The 16,518-nt window shown below is 70.0% G+C and carries 18 protein-coding genes; 10 read left to right on the top strand and 8 right to left on the bottom strand.

The features are described 5' to 3' along the window. Positions 1-10: 10 nt before the first annotated feature. From AFR_RS11495 to AFR_RS11515, 5 genes are read left to right on the top strand one after another with little or no spacing between them, the layout of a single operon-like run. Positions 11-1,297, top strand: coding sequence for an ABC transporter substrate-binding protein (locus AFR_RS11495; RefSeq protein ID WP_023360554.1), 1,287 nt, complete (start codon positions 11-13; stop codon positions 1,295-1,297). Beyond that, positions 1,294-2,289, top strand: a complete 996-nt coding sequence (locus tag AFR_RS11500; RefSeq protein WP_023360556.1) for a carbohydrate ABC transporter permease — start codon at positions 1,294-1,296, stop codon at positions 2,287-2,289. Before AFR_RS11495 ends, AFR_RS11500 begins: the two co-directional genes overlap by 4 nt. A 1-nt stretch (position 2,290) precedes the next feature. After that, a complete protein-coding gene (locus tag AFR_RS11505) occupies positions 2,291-3,130 on the top strand; it encodes a carbohydrate ABC transporter permease (protein WP_023360558.1) in 840 nt (279 codons plus the stop codon). A gap of 10 nt (positions 3,131-3,140) precedes the next feature. Then, positions 3,141-4,349 carry an ABC transporter ATP-binding protein gene (locus AFR_RS11510; protein WP_023360560.1) on the top strand — a complete coding sequence of 403 codons (1,209 nt, stop codon included), beginning with the start codon at positions 3,141-3,143 and terminating at the stop codon, positions 4,347-4,349. Between the two features lie 56 nt (positions 4,350-4,405). Beyond that, positions 4,406-4,810, top strand: a complete 405-nt coding sequence (locus tag AFR_RS11515; RefSeq protein ID WP_023360562.1) for a nuclear transport factor 2 family protein — start codon at positions 4,406-4,408, stop codon at positions 4,808-4,810. On the opposite strand, the gene AFR_RS11520 is transcribed toward AFR_RS11515, so the two are convergent. Together AFR_RS11520 and AFR_RS11525 are read right to left on the bottom strand one after the other, a co-directional pair. Further along, entirely contained in the window at positions 4,800-5,321 is a 522-nt protein-coding gene (locus tag AFR_RS11520; RefSeq protein ID WP_023360564.1) for a hypothetical protein, read from the bottom strand. The genes AFR_RS11515 and AFR_RS11520 overlap by 11 nt on opposite strands. Before the next feature lie 29 nt (positions 5,322-5,350). Further along, positions 5,351-5,812, bottom strand: coding sequence for a permease-like cell division protein FtsX (locus AFR_RS11525; protein ID WP_023360566.1), 462 nt, complete (start codon positions 5,810-5,812; stop codon positions 5,351-5,353). Positions 5,813-5,848: 36 nt separating this feature from the next. On the opposite strand from AFR_RS11525, the gene AFR_RS11530 reads away from it, so the two are divergent. Beyond that, on the top strand, positions 5,849-6,334 hold the full coding sequence (locus AFR_RS11530; protein WP_148307928.1) for a hypothetical protein: 486 nt from the start codon (positions 5,849-5,851) through the stop codon (positions 6,332-6,334). Between the two features lie 119 nt (positions 6,335-6,453). Further along, positions 6,454-7,233, top strand: coding sequence for a DUF3472 domain-containing protein (locus AFR_RS11535; protein WP_158510523.1), 780 nt, complete (start codon positions 6,454-6,456; stop codon positions 7,231-7,233). 3 nt (positions 7,234-7,236) lie between these two features. Here the strand turns inward: AFR_RS11535 and AFR_RS11540 are convergent, their stop codons facing one another. From AFR_RS11540 to AFR_RS11550, 3 genes are read right to left on the bottom strand one after another with little or no spacing between them, the layout of a single operon-like run. Further along, a complete protein-coding gene (locus AFR_RS11540) occupies positions 7,237-8,256 on the bottom strand; it encodes an aldo/keto reductase (RefSeq protein ID WP_023360570.1) in 1,020 nt (339 codons plus the stop codon). A 9-nt stretch (positions 8,257-8,265) separates the two neighbouring features. Further along, entirely contained in the window at positions 8,266-9,624 is a 1,359-nt protein-coding gene (locus AFR_RS11545; protein WP_023360571.1) for a sensor histidine kinase, read from the bottom strand. Then, on the bottom strand, positions 9,621-10,286 hold the full coding sequence (locus tag AFR_RS11550; RefSeq protein WP_041840795.1) for a response regulator transcription factor: 666 nt from the start codon (positions 10,284-10,286) through the stop codon (positions 9,621-9,623). Before AFR_RS11550 ends, AFR_RS11545 begins: the two co-directional genes overlap by 4 nt. Before the next feature lie 139 nt (positions 10,287-10,425). Here AFR_RS11550 and AFR_RS46715 point away from each other — a divergent pair, with 139 nt between their 5' ends. Next, the gene (locus AFR_RS46715) at positions 10,426-10,989 is read left to right on the top strand and encodes a hypothetical protein (RefSeq protein WP_023360575.1); all 564 of its coding nucleotides are present in this window, start codon (positions 10,426-10,428) and stop codon (positions 10,987-10,989) included. Positions 10,990-11,055: 66 nt separating this feature from the next. Here AFR_RS46715 and AFR_RS11560 read toward each other — a convergent pair whose 3' ends face one another. The 3 genes from AFR_RS11560 to AFR_RS11570 all read right to left on the bottom strand — a co-directional run bounded on the left by AFR_RS11560 (position 11,056) and on the right by AFR_RS11570 (position 13,905). After that, entirely contained in the window at positions 11,056-12,861 is a 1,806-nt protein-coding gene (locus AFR_RS11560) for an anthranilate synthase family protein (protein ID WP_023360577.1), read from the bottom strand. Positions 12,862-13,019: 158 nt separating this feature from the next. Beyond that, a complete protein-coding gene (locus tag AFR_RS11565) occupies positions 13,020-13,454 on the bottom strand; it encodes a hypothetical protein (protein WP_148307929.1) in 435 nt (144 codons plus the stop codon). A 211-nt stretch (positions 13,455-13,665) separates the two neighbouring features. Further along, complete coding sequence (locus AFR_RS11570) at positions 13,666-13,905, bottom strand: hypothetical protein (RefSeq protein WP_023360581.1); 240 nt, start codon at positions 13,903-13,905, stop codon at positions 13,666-13,668. A 197-nt stretch (positions 13,906-14,102) separates the two neighbouring features. On the opposite strand from AFR_RS11570, the gene AFR_RS11575 reads away from it, so the two are divergent. After that, positions 14,103-14,477 carry a response regulator transcription factor gene (locus AFR_RS11575; RefSeq protein ID WP_023360583.1) on the top strand — a complete coding sequence of 125 codons (375 nt, stop codon included), beginning with the start codon at positions 14,103-14,105 and terminating at the stop codon, positions 14,475-14,477. A gap of 9 nt (positions 14,478-14,486) precedes the next feature. After that, complete coding sequence (locus AFR_RS43540) at positions 14,487-16,478, top strand: ATP-binding protein (RefSeq protein ID WP_084297970.1); 1,992 nt, start codon at positions 14,487-14,489, stop codon at positions 16,476-16,478. The last annotated feature ends 40 nt before the right edge of the window (positions 16,479-16,518 follow it).

Genomic DNA, 16,518 nt, shown 5'->3' on the forward strand with positions numbered 1-16,518 from the left:
TGGAGGGTCAATGATCAACCCGGACCGACATCCGCACCGGCGTAAGGCGCGCACGAGGTTTCTCGCGGCGGGAGCCGCGATCGCTTTGCTCGCACCCCTCACAGCCTGCGGATCCGACGACGAGGGCGGCGTGCCGACCCTCAACCTCTACCAGTTCCCGGTGGAGAACATGCAGACGGTCATCGACAACTGCAATCAGGCGGCTGCCGGACGTTACAAGATCGTCTACCAGGTTCTGCCCCGGACCGCGGACGACCAGCGGGTGCAGATGGTGCGCCGGCTCGCCGCGGGTGACGACAGCATGGACATTCTCGGCCTCGACGTGACCTGGACCCAGGAGTTCGCCAGCGCGGACTGGATCAAGGAGTGGACCGGGGACGACAAGGCCGAGATCGAGAAGGGCACCCTCGCCGGGCCGATCGCCTCGGCGACCTACAACGACAAGCTGTACGCGGCGCCGAACAACACCAACGTGCAGCTGCTCTGGTACCGCAAGGACCTGGTCTCCGAGCCGCCGAAGACGTGGGACGAGATGATCGACGCGTCGCTGAAGCTCAAGCAGGAGGGCAAGCCGTACCAGGTGCTGACCATGGGTGCCCAGTACGAGGGCCTGGTGGTGCTCTTCAACAACCTGGTCGCCAGCGCCGGCGGGAACGTGGTCAGCGAGGACGGCAAGACCGCGGTCATGGACGAGGGCACGGTCAAGGCCCTGCAGGTCATGCAGCGGTTCGCGACGGCCGGGGTGACCAGCCCGTCGTTCACCAACCAGATCGAGGACGACGTCCGGCTCGCCTTCCAGGGCGGCGGTGGCGCGTTCCAGCTGAACTGGCCGTACGTCTACTCGGCCCTGCAGAGCGACGCGCCGCAGCTGGCGCCGAACGTCACCTGGGCGCGCTACCCGGGGATCGACGCGAACACCCCGAGCCGGGTGACCATCGGTGGCTCCAACATGGCCGTCAGCTCGTACAGCCGGCATCCTGACCTGGCCTTCGACGCGGTCAAGTGCCTGCGCAACGCCGACAACCAGAAGATTCTCGCGATCAAGGCCGGGCAGCCGCCGACGATCGAGAGCGTCTACGCCGACCCGGAGATGGCCAAGGCCTACCCGATGCGGGACACGATCCTCGACGAGCTCAAGGACGCAGCCCCGCGGCCGCTGACCCCCGCGTACCAGAATCTCTCGACCGTGGTGGCCGCCCAGCTGTCGCCGCCGTCGGCGATCAAGCCGCAGGAGACCGCGACGACCCTGAAGAAGGCGATCCAGGACGCCATCGATTCGAAGGGAGTCCTGCCGTGAGCATCAGCTCGACGACCCCCGGCGCGGCGGCGACCACCGAACAGACCGCGGAGGAGACCGGGCAGGCTCGTGTCGCCACCAGGAACCGGCGCGGGAAGGCGCCGCTGTCGGAGGGCAAGCGCGCCGAACGCAAACTCGGCTGGTTGCTCTGCGCACCGGCGGCGCTGGTCATGGTGGCCGTGACGGCGTACCCGATCCTGTATTCGTTCTGGCTCAGCCTGCAGCGGTACGACCTGAAGTTCCCGGACGAGCGGCAGTTCGTCTGGTTCGAGAACTACGCGACGGTGCTGAGCAACAGCTACTGGTGGACGGCGTTCGGCGTGACCATGCTGATCACCGTCGTGTCGGTCGTGGTCGAGCTGGTGCTGGGCATGGGCCTGGCCCTGATCATGCACCGGACGATCATCGGGCGCGGGCTGGTGCGGACCAGCGCGCTGATCCCGTACGGGATCGTCACGGTTGTCGCCGCGTTCAGCTGGCGGTATGCCTGGACGCCCGGCACCGGCTATCTGGCCAACCTGGTCGCACCGGACGGGGCGCCGCTGACCGAGCGGGCCAGCGCCCTGGCGATCATCATCCTGGCCGAGATCTGGAAGACCACACCGTTCATGGCGCTGCTGCTCATGGCCGGTCTGGCGCTGGTGCCCGACGACCTGCTCAAGGCCGCCTCGATGGACGGTGCCAGCGGCTGGCAGCGGTTCACCAAGGTGATGCTGCCGGTGATGAAGCCGGCGATCCTGGTCGCGCTGCTGTTCCGCACGCTCGACGCGCTGCGCGTCTTCGACAACATCTACGTGCTGACCAACGGCGCCAACGAGACGTCATCGGTGTCGATGATCGCCTACAACAACCTGATGAAGGGGCTCAACCTCGGCATCGGCTCCACGATGTCGGTGCTGATCTTCCTCACGGTGGCGATCATCGCGTTCATCTTCGTGAAGCTGTTCGGCACGGCCGCCCCCGGCAGTTCCGACGACGGCGGGAGGCGCTGACATGGCCGTTCTGGACACCTCTCCCAAGGCGAAACTCAAGTGGGGTCTGCTCGACGCCGTCGTGGTGGTCTTCGCCCTGATCCCGGTGCTGTGGATCGTGTCGCTGTCGTTCAAGACGACCGCCACGCTGACCGACGGCAACTTCATCCCGCGCGAGTGGACCCTGGAGAACTACCGGACGATCTTCCAGACCGACCAGTTCGTCCGGGCCCTGGTCAACTCGATCGGCATCGCGCTGATCTCGACCCTGATCGCCGTGGTGCTCGGCACGATGGCCGCGTACGCGATCAGCCGCCTGGATTTCCCGGGCAAGAGCCTGCTGGTCGGGGTCTCGCTCCTGATCGCGATGTTCCCGCAGGTCTCGCTCGTCTCACCGCTGTTCAACATCGAGCGTCAGACCGGTCTGTTCGACACCTGGCCGGGCCTGATCCTGCCCTACATCACGTTCGCGCTGCCGCTGGCGATCTACACGCTGTCGGCGTTCTTCAAGCAGATCCCGTGGGACCTGGAGAAGGCCGCCAAGATGGACGGGGCCACGCAGGGTGAGGCCTTCCGCAAGGTGATCGCGCCGCTGGCCGCACCGGGTGTGTTCACCACCGCGATCCTGGTCTTCATCTTCTGCTGGAACGACTTCCTCTTCGCCATCTCGCTGACGTCGACGGAACAGTCCCGCACGGTGCCGGTCGCCCTGTCGTTCTTCACCGGCGCGTCGCAGTTCGAGGACCCGACCGGCGCGATCTCCGCGGCCGCCGTGGTCATCACGATCCCGATCATCCTCTTCGTGCTGTTCTTCCAGAAGCGCATCGTCGCGGGCCTCACGTCCGGCGCGGTCAAGGGATAGGTGATATTCGATGGCTGACATCGTTCTCGACAACGTGACCAAGAGTTATCCGGACGGCACGGTGGCCGTGCACGGCATCGACCTGGAGATCGCCGACGGCGAGTTCATCATCCTGGTCGGACCGTCGGGCTGCGGGAAGTCCACCACCCTCAACATGATCGCCGGTCTGGAGGACATCACCTCCGGTGAGCTGCGCATCGCCGGTGAGAAGGTCAACGACAAGGCGCCCAAGGACCGCGACATCGCGATGGTGTTCCAGTCCTACGCGCTCTACCCGAACATGACCGTCCGGGAGAACATGGCCTTCCCGCTGAAACTCGCCAAGATGGACAAGGCGCAGATCGACAAGAAGGTCGAGGACGCGGCCAAGGTCCTCGAGCTCACCGAATATCTCGACCGCCGCCCGGCGAACCTGTCCGGTGGCCAGCGTCAGCGGGTCGCCATGGGCCGCGCCATCGTGCGCAGCCCCAAGGCGTTTCTCATGGACGAGCCACTGTCCAACCTCGACGCCAAACTGCGGGTCCAGATGCGGACGCAGGTGTCCCGCCTGCAGAAGCAGCTCGGCACCACCACGGTCTACGTCACCCACGACCAGACCGAGGCGATGACCCTGGGAGACCGCGTCGTGGTCATGCGCGGCGGGTACATCCAGCAGGTCGGCGACCCGCAGACCCTGTACGACCACCCGAAGAACCTGTTCGTGGCCGGCTTCATCGGCTCACCGTCGATGAACTTCCTGCCCGCGACCGTCGCCTCGGGTGAACTCCAGACGCCCCTGGGCAACCTGCCCCTGGGCGACCGGATGCGCCGGATGCTCGAGGCCGGCGACGCCCCCGACCAGCTGGTGCTGGGCATCCGCCCGGAACACTTCGAGGACGCGTCGCTGGTCGAGGACCACCAGCGCTCGCACGGTTTCGAGTTCACCGCGCCGGTCGACCTGGTCGAATCGATGGGCTCCGACAAGTACGTCTACTTCTCCATCGAGGGCGGGGCCGCCGCGGCCGCCGACCTCGAGGACCTGGCCGCCGACGCGGGCGGCGCCGACCTCCCGGCCGACGCGGCCAACCTGGTCACCCGCCTGTCGGCCGAGTCGCGCATCCGCGAGGGCCACGACGCCAAGGTCTGGCTCAACCTCGACAAGATCCACCTCTTCGATCCCGAGGACGGCCGCAACGTCACCCTCCACGAAGGCCGCGCCGCCGGCGTAGCCGCCGACTGAAAATCCAGTCCAGCGCCGGGCCGTGCACCGCACGGCCCGGCGCTATTCTGCACGCAGTGTCTCTCTCCCATCACCAGATCTTCGAGCGGTACGTGTACGCCGGCGCGATCCTGCGGGACGCCGGCGCTGTTGCCGCGTTGTTCACCGAGGACGGGGTGTTCGAGGCGCCGCTCGTGCCCGCCGGTCATCGGCTGCCACGACGGCTGGTGGGGCGGGCCGCGATCGAGGAGGGCCTCGCGGTGTACCACCGCGACATGACCTACCCGGGTGTGGTCGACACCGAGCGGTCCACCTACGTCCTGCACGCCACCACCGATCCCGACGTGTTCGTCGCCGAGATCGACACGGTCTTCGAGACGCCCGCCGGGCAGCACACGACCATGTCGCTGGCGCAGATCTTCCGGCTCCGGGCGGGCCACATCGCGGTCCTGCGCGACTACTTCGCGCCGCCTACGGCTTGAGCTGGGCCAGCCCGGGCAGGTCGGCCAGGGCGCAGAAGTAGAGGACAGCACCGAGCAGCACCGCCACGGCATGCGGCAGGAAGACGTGCGGCAACCACGGTGCGATGCTCAGCATCCGGCGGACCTCGGCGGGCGCGTACGGCTGGGGGACCCCGCGGCCGGCCTCGGTCCAGGACCAGTCCACCTGCGGCGACGACACGCTCACGCCGTCGAGGTCCTGGTGGTTGAGGTGGTAGGCCGCCACCTCGATTTCCCGCATCCGCGGGTAGTAGCGCATCTGGTGCCGCTTCATGAGCGCCTCGATGTACCAGAACGCGAGCGCCGTGCCGGCGGCCAGCGCGAAGAGCGCGTAGTGGCCCTGCTGGAACCCGAGCCCGAGACCCGCCAGCGACAACGTCACCGACCAGCCCTTGACGATCATGAGGCGCCCGTCGAACTCCCCGACGACCTTGACGATCGCCTGATGTTCGGCCCCGAGATCCTGACGCAGACTGTCAGCAGCGGTGTCCATGCCCCACATCCTGGCATCTCCGCCCGGGACTACCGCGGACCCGGCGAGGACAACTCCTTCCTGCACTCCTCCACAGTGGTGCAGGCCGGGAACACAAGATCGCGGACTCCGGCCACGGCCCGCAGCCGGTCGCCGGTCGCGGTGTCGTCGCGGACCCGCCGGACGGAGGCCATGTCCTTCATCTTCACGCGGAAACTCTGCGGCAGGTAGCTCGGGTCGATGTCGGGCACACCACCGGGTTCGCCCTCGAACCTCTCCCGCATCTTGTCGTACGCGGCCTGGCTGCTCTCGTAGGTCACCTCGGTGGCCCCGGGCAGACCGCGGAGCTCGGCCTCGACGCCGGTCTTCTGCGCCTCGGTCACGTCGGCGGTCAGGAAGACGCTGAACCCGGCGTCCTCGTCGAAGTTGATCTCGGGCTTGCCGTCCCCGCCGGTGCAGGCCGTGAGGGCGAACAGCATGACCAGGACGGTGAGGAAGGTAGGCCGGCGCACCGCGCGAGGCTACCAATGGGATGACACAGTGAGCGCGTGCGACTGTTCCGGAGGCCGGCGGCCGAGTTTCTTCACCGAGGGCGACCGCTCGGCGGGGACGTGGACTGGGAAGGCTGCGTCTGGCCCGAGGGGGAGAAGGCCGACCGGCGCCGGATCCTGGCCGCGCTGCGGGCGGTCGTCGAGCCGGACCCGAAGGACTGGAGTGATCCGCAGACCATGGTCCAGGTCGCGGTCGGCAACCCGCATCGCGGCTCGCTCTATCCGGCGGCGGTGCCGATGACCGACCTGTTGCTGCTCATCGCCCGCGAATACCCGGGCCGACCGCGCGCCGTCGCCCTGGACGTGCTCGAGGACTGGTGGGGACTGTTCGAGGTCGAACCGAAGTCGGAGGCCGGGGTGATCCCTGCGATCGTCGAGCGGATCACCGCCGCCCGCCCGTTTCTGGAGAGCATCCCGGACGCCGGAGATCTCCTCGAGGAGATGACCCGCGACTGGACCGGCGAAGCACCACCTTCGAGTTAGCCCGCTTGGTCGGCATCGGCGGCTCTTGCGATGAATGTCCGGCTGCGCCGTTGTGCGCGCCGGGTACGCCTGGCCACGCTGGAACGCGCCACATCGGCGTACCAGGTGGGAGAAGCATGATGAGAAGGACCGGGGCCCGGGTAGCGGCGATTCTGCTCCTGGCGGTGGCCGCGCTGGGCGGCGTGCCGACGAGCGCCACCGCGGCCGGCCAGCACCAGAACGCCAACCTCTACGCGTACTGGAACTTCCACGGGCGTAACGGCTTCTGGAACGTCGACCAGCAGGTGCGGATCGCGCAGAAGGCGTCCTCCAGCTACTGGGCGATGAACTTCGGTTTCACCGCGACGCCGAGCGACGGCGGGTACATGGGGCTGCAGACCAACGGGCGGCGTTTCAACGGCAGCACCGGCGACACGGCGATCTTCTCGCTCTGGAATGCGACCGCCACCCGGGGAGCGAACTGCGGGCGCTTCGGCGGTGAGGGCACCGGCCGGAGCTGCCGGATCGCCTACCCGATCAGCACGGGTGCCTACTACCGGATGCGGATCTGGCGGCTCGAGGCGGACTCCGCCGGTCAGTGGTGGGGAGCGTGGATCTTGAACCCTGCCACCGGCAGGGACAGCGCCATCGGCCAGATCCGGGTGCCGCGGGCGAAGAATCTGCTCACGACACCCATGAATTTCAGCGAGTACTTCGGGCCGGCGCGGACGTGTGACACCGTCCCGGTCTCGGTTGCGTACTTCACGCAACCGACCGCCAACTCACGCGGTGGCGGCCGGTACGACTACGGCTCGGTGTTCTCTTCATCCCATCGGGGCTCGTGCACCGGCGGGTCCGTCCGGGTCGCCACCGTGGGTTCGACCAGGGCGGCGGTGATCCGGATGGGGGGCCGGCGCTGAGACCTAGATCGACCGGCTGCGCTGGTCGACGCCCAGGGCACCGTACGGGTAGTCGGGTGCGTGCAGGTCGCTCGCCTCGTCCAGCGCCGCGGTCTCGGCCGGGTCGAGGTGCAGGCCGGAGGCGCGCAGGTTGGTGTCGAGCTGGTCGAGGGTGCGGGCGCCGAGGATCGTCGACGTGACACCGGGGCGGTCGGTCACCCAGGCCAGCGCGACCTCGGCCATGGACACACCGCGGGCCTCGGCGACGCTCTGGACCGCGTCGATGATCTGCCAGGTGCGGTCGGTGCCGCGGCGTTCCCAGGCTTCCATGCCGCGGTTCGGGTCCTCGCCGAGGCGGGTCGCGCCGGTCGGGCGCTGGTCGCGGCGGTACTTGCCGGACAGCCAGCCGCCGCCGAGCGGGCTCCACGGCAGCAGGCCGAGACCGGCGTCGAGGGCCGCGGGCACGATCTCCCACTCGATCTCGCGGACCAGCAGGCTGTACTGCGGCTGCAGTGTCACCGGAAGGGCCAGGCCCAGCGATTTCGCCAGGTGGACGGCCTTGGTGAGCTGCCAGCCGGTGAAGTTCGAGAAGCCGTAGTAGCGGATCTTGCCCTGGCGCACGAACCCGTCGAGGGTCCGCAGGGTCTCCTCCAGCGGCGTCAGCGGATCCCAGGAGTGCGCCTGGTAGAGGTCGACGCTGTCGAGGCCGAGCCGGTCCAGCGACGCGTCGAGGGCCTGGGTGAGGTGACGCGCGGACAGGCCGTGGCCGTTGCGGTCGCTCGCCATCGGGAAGCGGCCCTTGGTCGCCAGCACCATCGGCGCGGTCACGTCGGTGCTGCGGGAGGCGTACCAGCGGCCGATGATGCGTTCGGACTCACCGGCGGAGTAGACGTCGGCGGTGTCGATGAAGGTGCCGCCGGCCTCGGCGAAACGATCCAGCTGGGCGTGCGACACCTCCTCGTCGGACTCGTCGCCGAAGGTCATCGTGCCCAGGCAGAGATGGGAGACGGCGCAGCCGCTGCGCCCCAGGGTGCGATATTCCATTCCTGCAACCTACGCCGCGGCCGGCAGGTCCAGGCGGAAGGATCCGTCGACGTACCCGAGATCACCGCCGTGCGCCGCGGCCAGGCCACGGGCGATCGGCAGGCCCAGTCCGGCGCCGCCGGTGTTGCGCGAGCGCGACGCGTCGCCGCGGCCGAAACGTTCGAAGATCAGGGTGCGTTCCGCGGGTGGGACACCCGGGCCGGTGTCGGCGACATCGAGCAGCACCCGGTCGCCGGAACGCCCGACCGTCACGGTCACCGTGCCGCCCGGCGGTGTCGCGTGGCGCGCGTTGTCGAGCAGGTTCGTCACGATCTGCCCGAGACGCACCGGGTCGCCGAGCACGACGACCGGTTCGGGCCCGGCGGACAGCACGAAGGTCAGCGCCGGTGCCAGGGTGCGGGCGCGGGCCAGCTCGGTTCCGGCCAGCTGCGCCAGGTCGACGCGTTCGACCGCGAGCTGCACGCCGCCCTGACCGAGGCGGGCCATCGTGAGCAGGTCGTCGACCAGCCGGGTGGCGCGGCGGGTCTCGCGGATCATCGCCACCGCGACCTGTTCGCGGGCGTCGCGGTCGAGTTCCTCGCGCAGCAGCAGCTCGGCGTTGGCCTGCAGACCGGCCATCGGCGTGCGCAGCTCGTGCGACGCATCGGCCAGAAAGGCGCGCATCCCGGCCTCCTTGGCCTCGAGCTCGTCCAGCATCGTGTCGAAGGCGGCGGCCGTGCGGCCCAGTTCCGAATCCGTACGCGGGTGGCCCAGCCGGCGTCCCCGGTCGCCGGCGGCGATCTGCCGGGCCAGACCCGTCATGTCCTCCAGTGGCCGCAGCGCCACCCGGGAGATGCGCGAGAGGGCGAGCCCGGCCAGCAGCAGCGCGAGCACACCACCGGCGACCTCGAAGACGATGAGCCGGTTGACCGCGTCGGTGATCTGCGTGGTGTCGAGGCTGAGCAACAGCACCTGGTTGCCGCGCAGCTGCGCCCGGACGAAGATCACGCTGCCCTGGCTCTGGACGGGCACGTTCGCCGTCGTGCGCGGCCGGATCGCGGGTGGCCCCCCGCCCGGGAAGCGGCGTCCGGGCGGTGCCGGGTCCGGGGCCGCGGCCACACAACCACCCCCGTCCGGTACGCACAGACGAGCCGTCACCCCGTCCCCGCGCAGCCGGTCGACGAGCTGCTGACCTTCGAGTTGCCCGTCGAGCTGCCGGGCGATCGCCACGCGGTCGGTGAGCCGGGTCCGCGCGTCGGCGTGCAACCGTGCGGACAGCGCCAGGTCGACCGCCGTGAAGAGCAGCACCAGGATGACGGTGAGCAGGGTGAGCACGGCCCAGGTGACACGGCCCCGCAACGACAGCGGCCGCAGGCGTGGTGTCCTCACGGCCGCAACACGTAACCCAGCCCGCGGGCGGTGTGGATCAGGCGCGGGCCGTGCTGTTCGAGCTTGCGGCGCAGGGCGCTGACGTGGACCTCGACCAGGTTGGGGTCGTACTCGTCGTAACCCCAGACCTGGGTCAGCAGCTGCGTCTTGGACAGGATCCGGCCCCGGTGCCCGGCCAGGTACGCCAGCAGCTTGAACTCGGTCGCGGTCAGGTCCAGGGCCGCCTCGGCGCGGACGGCCACCCGGGCGTCCTCGTCGACGACCAGGTCACCGACCTGCACGGCCGACGGCACCCGCCCGAGGCGCCGCAGGATTGCCGAGACCCGCGCCAGCACCTCGACGATCGCGAAAGGCTTGACCACGTAGTCGTCGGCGCCGGCGGCAAATCCGCGCAGACGGTCGTCCATCGCGTCGCGGGCGGTCACCATCAGCACCGCGCAGTCGCTGCGATTGCGCAGGACTCCGGCCAGCGCAAACCCGTCGCGCCCGCCGGGCAGCTGGACGTCGAGCAGGGCCAGGTCGGGCCGGAAACCGTCGACGACGTCCTCGAAACCGGCACCGTCGGCACATTCGCGGACCTCGTGGCCGGCGGCGCGCAGGGCGGCCGCCAGAGGCGCGCGGATCGCGTCCTCGTCCTCGACGACCAGCACTCTTGCGACCATCGCTCCAGTATCCGCGGATCTCTGTGAGCCACACGCGGCGAAGCTGAAGAGGACCTGAAGAACCGGCCCGGTTCAGGCCCGCTTCAGGTTCCGCGGCGAATCTCGGTACTGCACAAGAACCCGAGCACCTGGAGGAGTTTTGTCACCGAACCTCAGCAAGCGCCGGGCGCGCAGGATCGCGATTGTCGTCGCCCTCGGCGGCGCGCTGGCCCTGGGAGCCGCCGGTCTGGCGCAGGCCGCCGACGTGCCGAAGCCGTCCGGTTCCGCCGGCCCGTCGGGAGCACGGCAGGCTCCCGACGAGGTGCACGGTCCCCGCGAGCACAAGCCGCACCTCGGCGGCACGGTCAAGTCGATCACCGACACCCAGATCATGATCACCGACCGGGACGGCTTCACCCGCCAGATCAACATCACCGCCAAGCCGGACGGGGTGGCGGTCGGCTCCTGGGTCCACGCCGAGGGCACCGTGAACGCCGACGGCGTCTCGCTCGACGCCACCTCGGTGATGGTTGCCCCGGAGGGTGCCGGCCCGCGTGGCTTCGGTCCCGGTCACCGGGGCGGACCCGGCGGACCCGGCGGACCCGGCGGACCCGGTCGTTTCGGCGGTCCTCGCGGCGAAGGCGTCGCGCCTCCGGCACCCGGTGGATCGGCGCCGGCACCGAGCGGATCAGCACCGGCACCGGTGCCGTCGGCCGGCAAGTAAGAAGAGAAAGGGCCGGTGGTCCAAGCGGAGGCTCTCGATCCGCTTGAACCACCGGCATCTCTATCGCTACCCGGTCACCGCGGTACTAACCGTCCGGGAGAGAAGTGGTGGAAGAAGTTCTGCCAGGACGGTGACGCCGTCCGCGCTGAGCACCGACTCCGGATGGAACTGCACGCCGGCAAAACCGGTTCCGCGCAGGGCATGCACCGTGCCGTCGGCCGGGTCGACGGCCAGTTCGACACCGTCGGCGTCGCCGGCCAGAGCCGTGAAACTCGAATAGAACCCGACCCGGCGCACGCTGCCGAACAGGTCGATGTCGCGGGCCACTCCCTGGTACGGCGTGACGCGGCGGTGCAGTCGCAGGCCCAGTGCCGACGCGAGGATCTGGTGGCCGAGGCAGACCGCCAGCAGTGGCTGCCGGGCCGCCAGGAGCTCGTCGACCAGGCCGCGCAGCCGTACCATCTTGGGGTCGCCTGAGGCGGGATCGCCCGGGCCGGGGCCGACGATCACCAGGTCGGCGTCGGGGACGACCGGCACCGTCCACGGCACCACGGTCACGGTCAGGCCGAGCGCGCGCAGCTGGTGGGCCAGCATCGCGGTGAAGGTGTCCTCGTTGTCGACGATGACCGCGGTCCGCCCGTCGAGTTCCGGCACGGTCAGGGCGCCCGGGAGGCGCTGGTCCAGCCAGAATCGCGCCAGGCCGTCGTTGCGTGCTGCCAGGGCCGCCAGCACCTCGGGGGACTCCGCTTCCGGGCGTACCGTGGGAAGAGCGGAGGCACCCAGGGCGGCCAGGACGCCGGCGGCCTTGGTGTGGGTCTCGGCGATCTCGCCGGCCGTGGTCGAGTGGCGGACCAGCGTCGCGCCGACCGGCACCCGCAGCTGACCGGCGGGGGAGAGCTCGGCTGTGCGGATCAGGATCGGCGCATCGAGAGTCTGGCGCCCGGCGCTGTCGTGGCCGAGCAGCGCGAGCACACCGGCGTAGTAACCGCGGCCGCGGCGCTCGTGACGGGCGATCACCCGGCAGGCGTTCTCCAGCGGGCTGCCGGTGACGGTCGGGGCGAACATCGTCTCGCGCAGCACCTCACGCACGTCGAGCGAACCCTTGCCGGCCAGCAGGTACTCGGTGTGGGTCAGGTGGGCCATGCGTTTGAGGTAGGGGCCGACGACCTGCCCGCCGTGCTCGGCCACCGCCGCCATCATCTTGAGCTCCTCGTCGAGCACCATGTAGAGCTCCTCGATCTCCTTGCGGTCGGCCAGGAAGTCGACCAGCTCGCGGGTCCCGTCGTGGCGGAACGTGCCGGAGATCGGGTTCATCATGGTCAGCCCGTCGGCCACACTGACGTGCCGTTCCGGGGTCGCGCCGACCAGCGTGCGGGTGCCGGTGTGCACCAGGAACGTCCAGTAGGCGCCCTGTTCGGCGGTGAGCAGGTTGCGGAACGCGGCCCGTGCGGTGTCGAGCGGATCGCCGTCGACCGAGGCCGTGAAGACGCGGTGGATCACGAAGTTGGCACCCTCGCCGTGGCCGATCTCGTCGCGCAGCACCCGCGACACGATCTCGCCGTACGCGTCGTCGGTGATGTCGAAAGCGCCGTCGCGCAGCGCTACCGGTGTGGTCGGCAGACTGTCGATGATCTCGGCCAGCGGCCGGGTCGTGTGCGCGGAGATCTGCAGACATTCCAGGGGTGCGCCGTCGTCGACGCAGTCGAAGCCGCGCTCGGTGATCTGCCGGAACGGGATCAGCGCGAGGGTCTGTGGACCTTCCCGGCCGGGCGTCAGGGGGATGTCGGCGAGCGTCCCGACGGTGACGACCTCGCCTTCGAGCACGTCCACGTGATCGGCGCCGTCACGGTGCAGCAGGGCGAAGGGCTTCATGGTTCTCCTCGGTCAGGGCTGACCGCCGCCGAGGATCTGGCCACACAAAAAAGGCCGCCTCGGGGAGGCGGCCGCGGTGGTGAAGTTACGCGCGGGTGGGTGTGGCCGCCGGGTCGGCGGGCCACCACATGCTCAATCGCGCGTGCATGGCGGTCACCTTACGGCCCGTCGCGGTAACAGCGCCAGCTTCTCGGGTCGGATTCGTCGCCGAGATCGGCCCAGGCGGCCGCGCCGTAGCGGTGGCGGCACATCGCGTCCATGTCCACGGCGGTGTTCCCTTGACCCAGCCGGGCGCAGACCCAGCCGTCGGCGGTCGACGCGGCGAGGGTGAGGCCGCCGTAGGTCGCCCGGCAGTAGGCACCGACGAGGTCGGGCAGGCCGGCTTTGTCCGCGGGCCCGAGCAGGACCGGGGCGGGGGTGGCCTTACGCGCCTGACGGACCGCTCGCAGAACGCCCGGCGACCCGACCGGTGCCGGGGTCGCGATCACGGTAGGCAGCGGCGGAATCGAGATCACCGGCAGAGCCACCGGGTTCGCCGGCTGTTCCGGCTCTCGCATCAGCAACGGGCTGAGCGCACCCAGGATCAACAGCACGGCCGTCACCACGAGTAACTTCCGGCGCCGTGGGTGGGCGACAGTCACCCCGGCATGGCGGGGAGCCGCCGTACGCAACGCGACCAGCCTGCCGACACCTCCGGCCCGGTGCGACACGACTCCCCCTTTTCCCTGCTGATGCTCACCCACAGTAATTGCTGCGGGTGAGCAGAGCGTCAGGCGAAGGGTCAGGCGCGGACCGTACGGACGGTCAGGCGGCGGCGAACGCCCGGCGCACCGCGGTACGGGCCCACTGCATGCGGCCCAGCGCGCAGTCCGGGTGCTCGCCGAACTCCTGGGCGACCAGCGCGGCGCAGCCGTTCTCGCCCAGCCGGCCCACCGTCTCGGACACGGCCTCGCGGATCAGCTCGGCCGTCGGTTGCTGGGAACGCTGCAGGTCGGAGACGAACAACGCTTCGGTGCGGACATCGTCGGTGTGGATCGCGGTCATCGGGTCCTCTTGCCGTTCGGGTCGCGTCGGGTGCTGGGAACAGCACACCCGGGCGAGGCTGCGACAGCGGCTGCGCGCCAGTTGCCATGCGGTTGCGCCGAGCGGCAGTCACACAGCGGACTAACGGGATATCGTGCGAATTAGTAGCGAAAAGCAGGCCGGGCATTTCCGCGCGGCCGCGACGGGGGGAAATGGCCGTGACGGTGGTCCTGGTCGCCGACGACGACGCCGACATCCGTGATCTGGTGGCGTTCAAGCTCGAGCAGGCCGGCCTCGAGGTGATCGCGGTCGAGGACGGGCAGGCGGCGGTCGAGCAGGCACGGGCCAAACTGCCCACCCTCGCGGTCCTGGACGTCTCGATGCCCGGGCTCTCCGGAATCGACGTGTGCCGGATGCTGCGGGCCGACCCCTCGACCGCCGGAATGCTGATCATCATGCTGACCGCCCGGGTCCAGGAGCAGGACGTCGAGGGCGGATTCAGCGCGGGCGCCGACGACTACGTGACCAAACCCTTCAGTCCGCGTGAGCTGGTGTCGCGGATCCAGGCGCTGCTGAGCCGGGCCCGGGCCTGACACCGGCCCATGCGCCGTGACCATTCCGTCGGGCGCCTGCTGACCAGGGCTTTTGCCGTTCTTGTGGCCCTGATCGTGTGTGCCGGAATCGCCGAGATGACCGCGGTGCTGCTGCAGCACCGGGTGGTCCGCGAGCTGTCCACCCACGTCCAGCCGCTCGAGCTCGCCAACGCGCAGCTGCGCAGTGTGCTCGCCGACGCCCAGCGGGGGCTCCGCGGCTTCTCGCTGACCGGCGACAGCCAGATGCTGGACACCTATCACGTTGCGCGCAGCGACTATTCCCTGGTCAGCGGGCATCTGCGGACGCTCGCCGACGCGCAGGAGTCCCAGGCCGTCGAGGACCAGCTGCGGGGGGCCGACGCCTGGTTCGCCCTGGCCGAACAGCAGCGTCAGGCCCGGCCGCGCAGCGACGAGGCGGTCCGCTTCGTCAGCGAGGGCAAGGTGCTCTTCCAGGCCTTCGCGGCCGACAACCAGGCCCTCGACGCCGACCTGGCCGCGCGGACCGAGTCGCTGCAGAAGCAGAGCTCCCGGCTGGGCAGCATCACCCTGGTCGTCCTGATCGTGCTGACCCTGGGCGCGGCGCTGACCGCGCTGGTGACCGCGGTGGTCACGGCCCGGCGCATCACCCGTCCGCTCGGCGAGGTGGTCGGTGTGCTGGCCCGGCGTGGGCAGGGTCAGCTCGACGCCCGCGCCGACGCCCGCAGCGGCCCGACCGAGATCCGCGCCGTCGCCGCCGCCGTCAACTCGATGGCCGACGAAGGGGACCGGGCCCGCCTGGCCGAACGCGACATAGCAGCGCTGCGCAGCCAGGTCCGTGAGCTCGGGTACCGGATCCGCACGCACCTCACCGTCCGCGAGGCGATCGGCGAGGCGATCCAGGGCCTGGCGCCGATCATGCGCGCGCAGCACGTGCTCGTCCGGATGGCCCCCGGTCAGGCCGGTGTACCCCAGCTGACCAGCCTGCACGACGAACACGTCGACGGCCCGCTGGCCCCGCTCGCCGGCTGCCCCGTCGACTGGCTGCACAGCGGCGACGTCTGGGCGACCGACGACCCGGCGCCCGCCGGTGACGTCCGGCCCCCGGAGGCGGAACGCCAGGCGTGGGAACAGATCGGCCGAGGCCCGGTCCTGACTGTCGCGGTCAGCGCGGGCGACGAGTGCCTCGGCGCGCTCACCCTGATCCGCGACACCGGCCCCGCGTTCACCGCCGTCGACATCCGCCTGACCGAGGTGGTCGCCGCCGACCTCGGCCGCGGTGTCCACCTGGCCCGCCTGTACGAGCGCGAGCAGCAGCTGGTCGCCCGCCTCCAGGAGGTCGACACCGCCAAGACCGACTTCATGTCGACCGTCTCGCACGAACTGCGGACACCCCTGACCAGCATCTCCGGGTACGTGGAACTGCTGCTGGACGCCGAGGCCGGCGAGCTGACACCACCGCAGACCCGGATGCTGGACGTGATCGGCCGCAACACCCGCCGCCTGCGCGAGCTGATCGAGGAGATGCTCATCCTCTCCAAGATCGAGTCGGGGGCGTTCCAGACGACACGGCTGCCTCTCGACCTGATCGCCCTGGTCGAGGGCGCGGTCGCGGCGATCGCCCCGGCCGCGGCCAAGGCCGAGGTCGGCCTGCACACCGAGCTGCACGGCCCGCTCGAGGTCAGCGCCGACGCCGACCAGCTCGACCGGGTCCTGATGAACCTGCTCTCCAACGCCGTGAAGTTCACCCCACCGACCGGCACGGTCACCCTGCTGGTCCGCCGCGAGGACACCGAGGTCGTCATCACCGTCGCCGACACCGGCATGGGCATCCCGGAAGGCGAGCAGAAAGCGCTCTTCACCCGCTTCTTCCGGGCCAGCAACGCCGTCCGCCAAGCGGTCCCGGGCACGGGCCTGGGCCTCGCCATCGTCAGCACAGTCGTCGACAACCACGGCGGCCACATCGAGGTCCAGTCCACCGAAGGCGTAGGAACCACCTTCACCATCCACCTACCGATGTCCTGACCCCTGCTCTGTGGCCGCCCGGAGGGCTAGCCTGTCGGCC

Origin of the sequence: Amorphoplanes friuliensis DSM 7358, from assembly GCF_000494755.1 — a bacterium.
Taxonomy (GTDB): domain Bacteria; phylum Actinomycetota; class Actinomycetes; order Mycobacteriales; family Micromonosporaceae; genus Actinoplanes; species Actinoplanes friuliensis.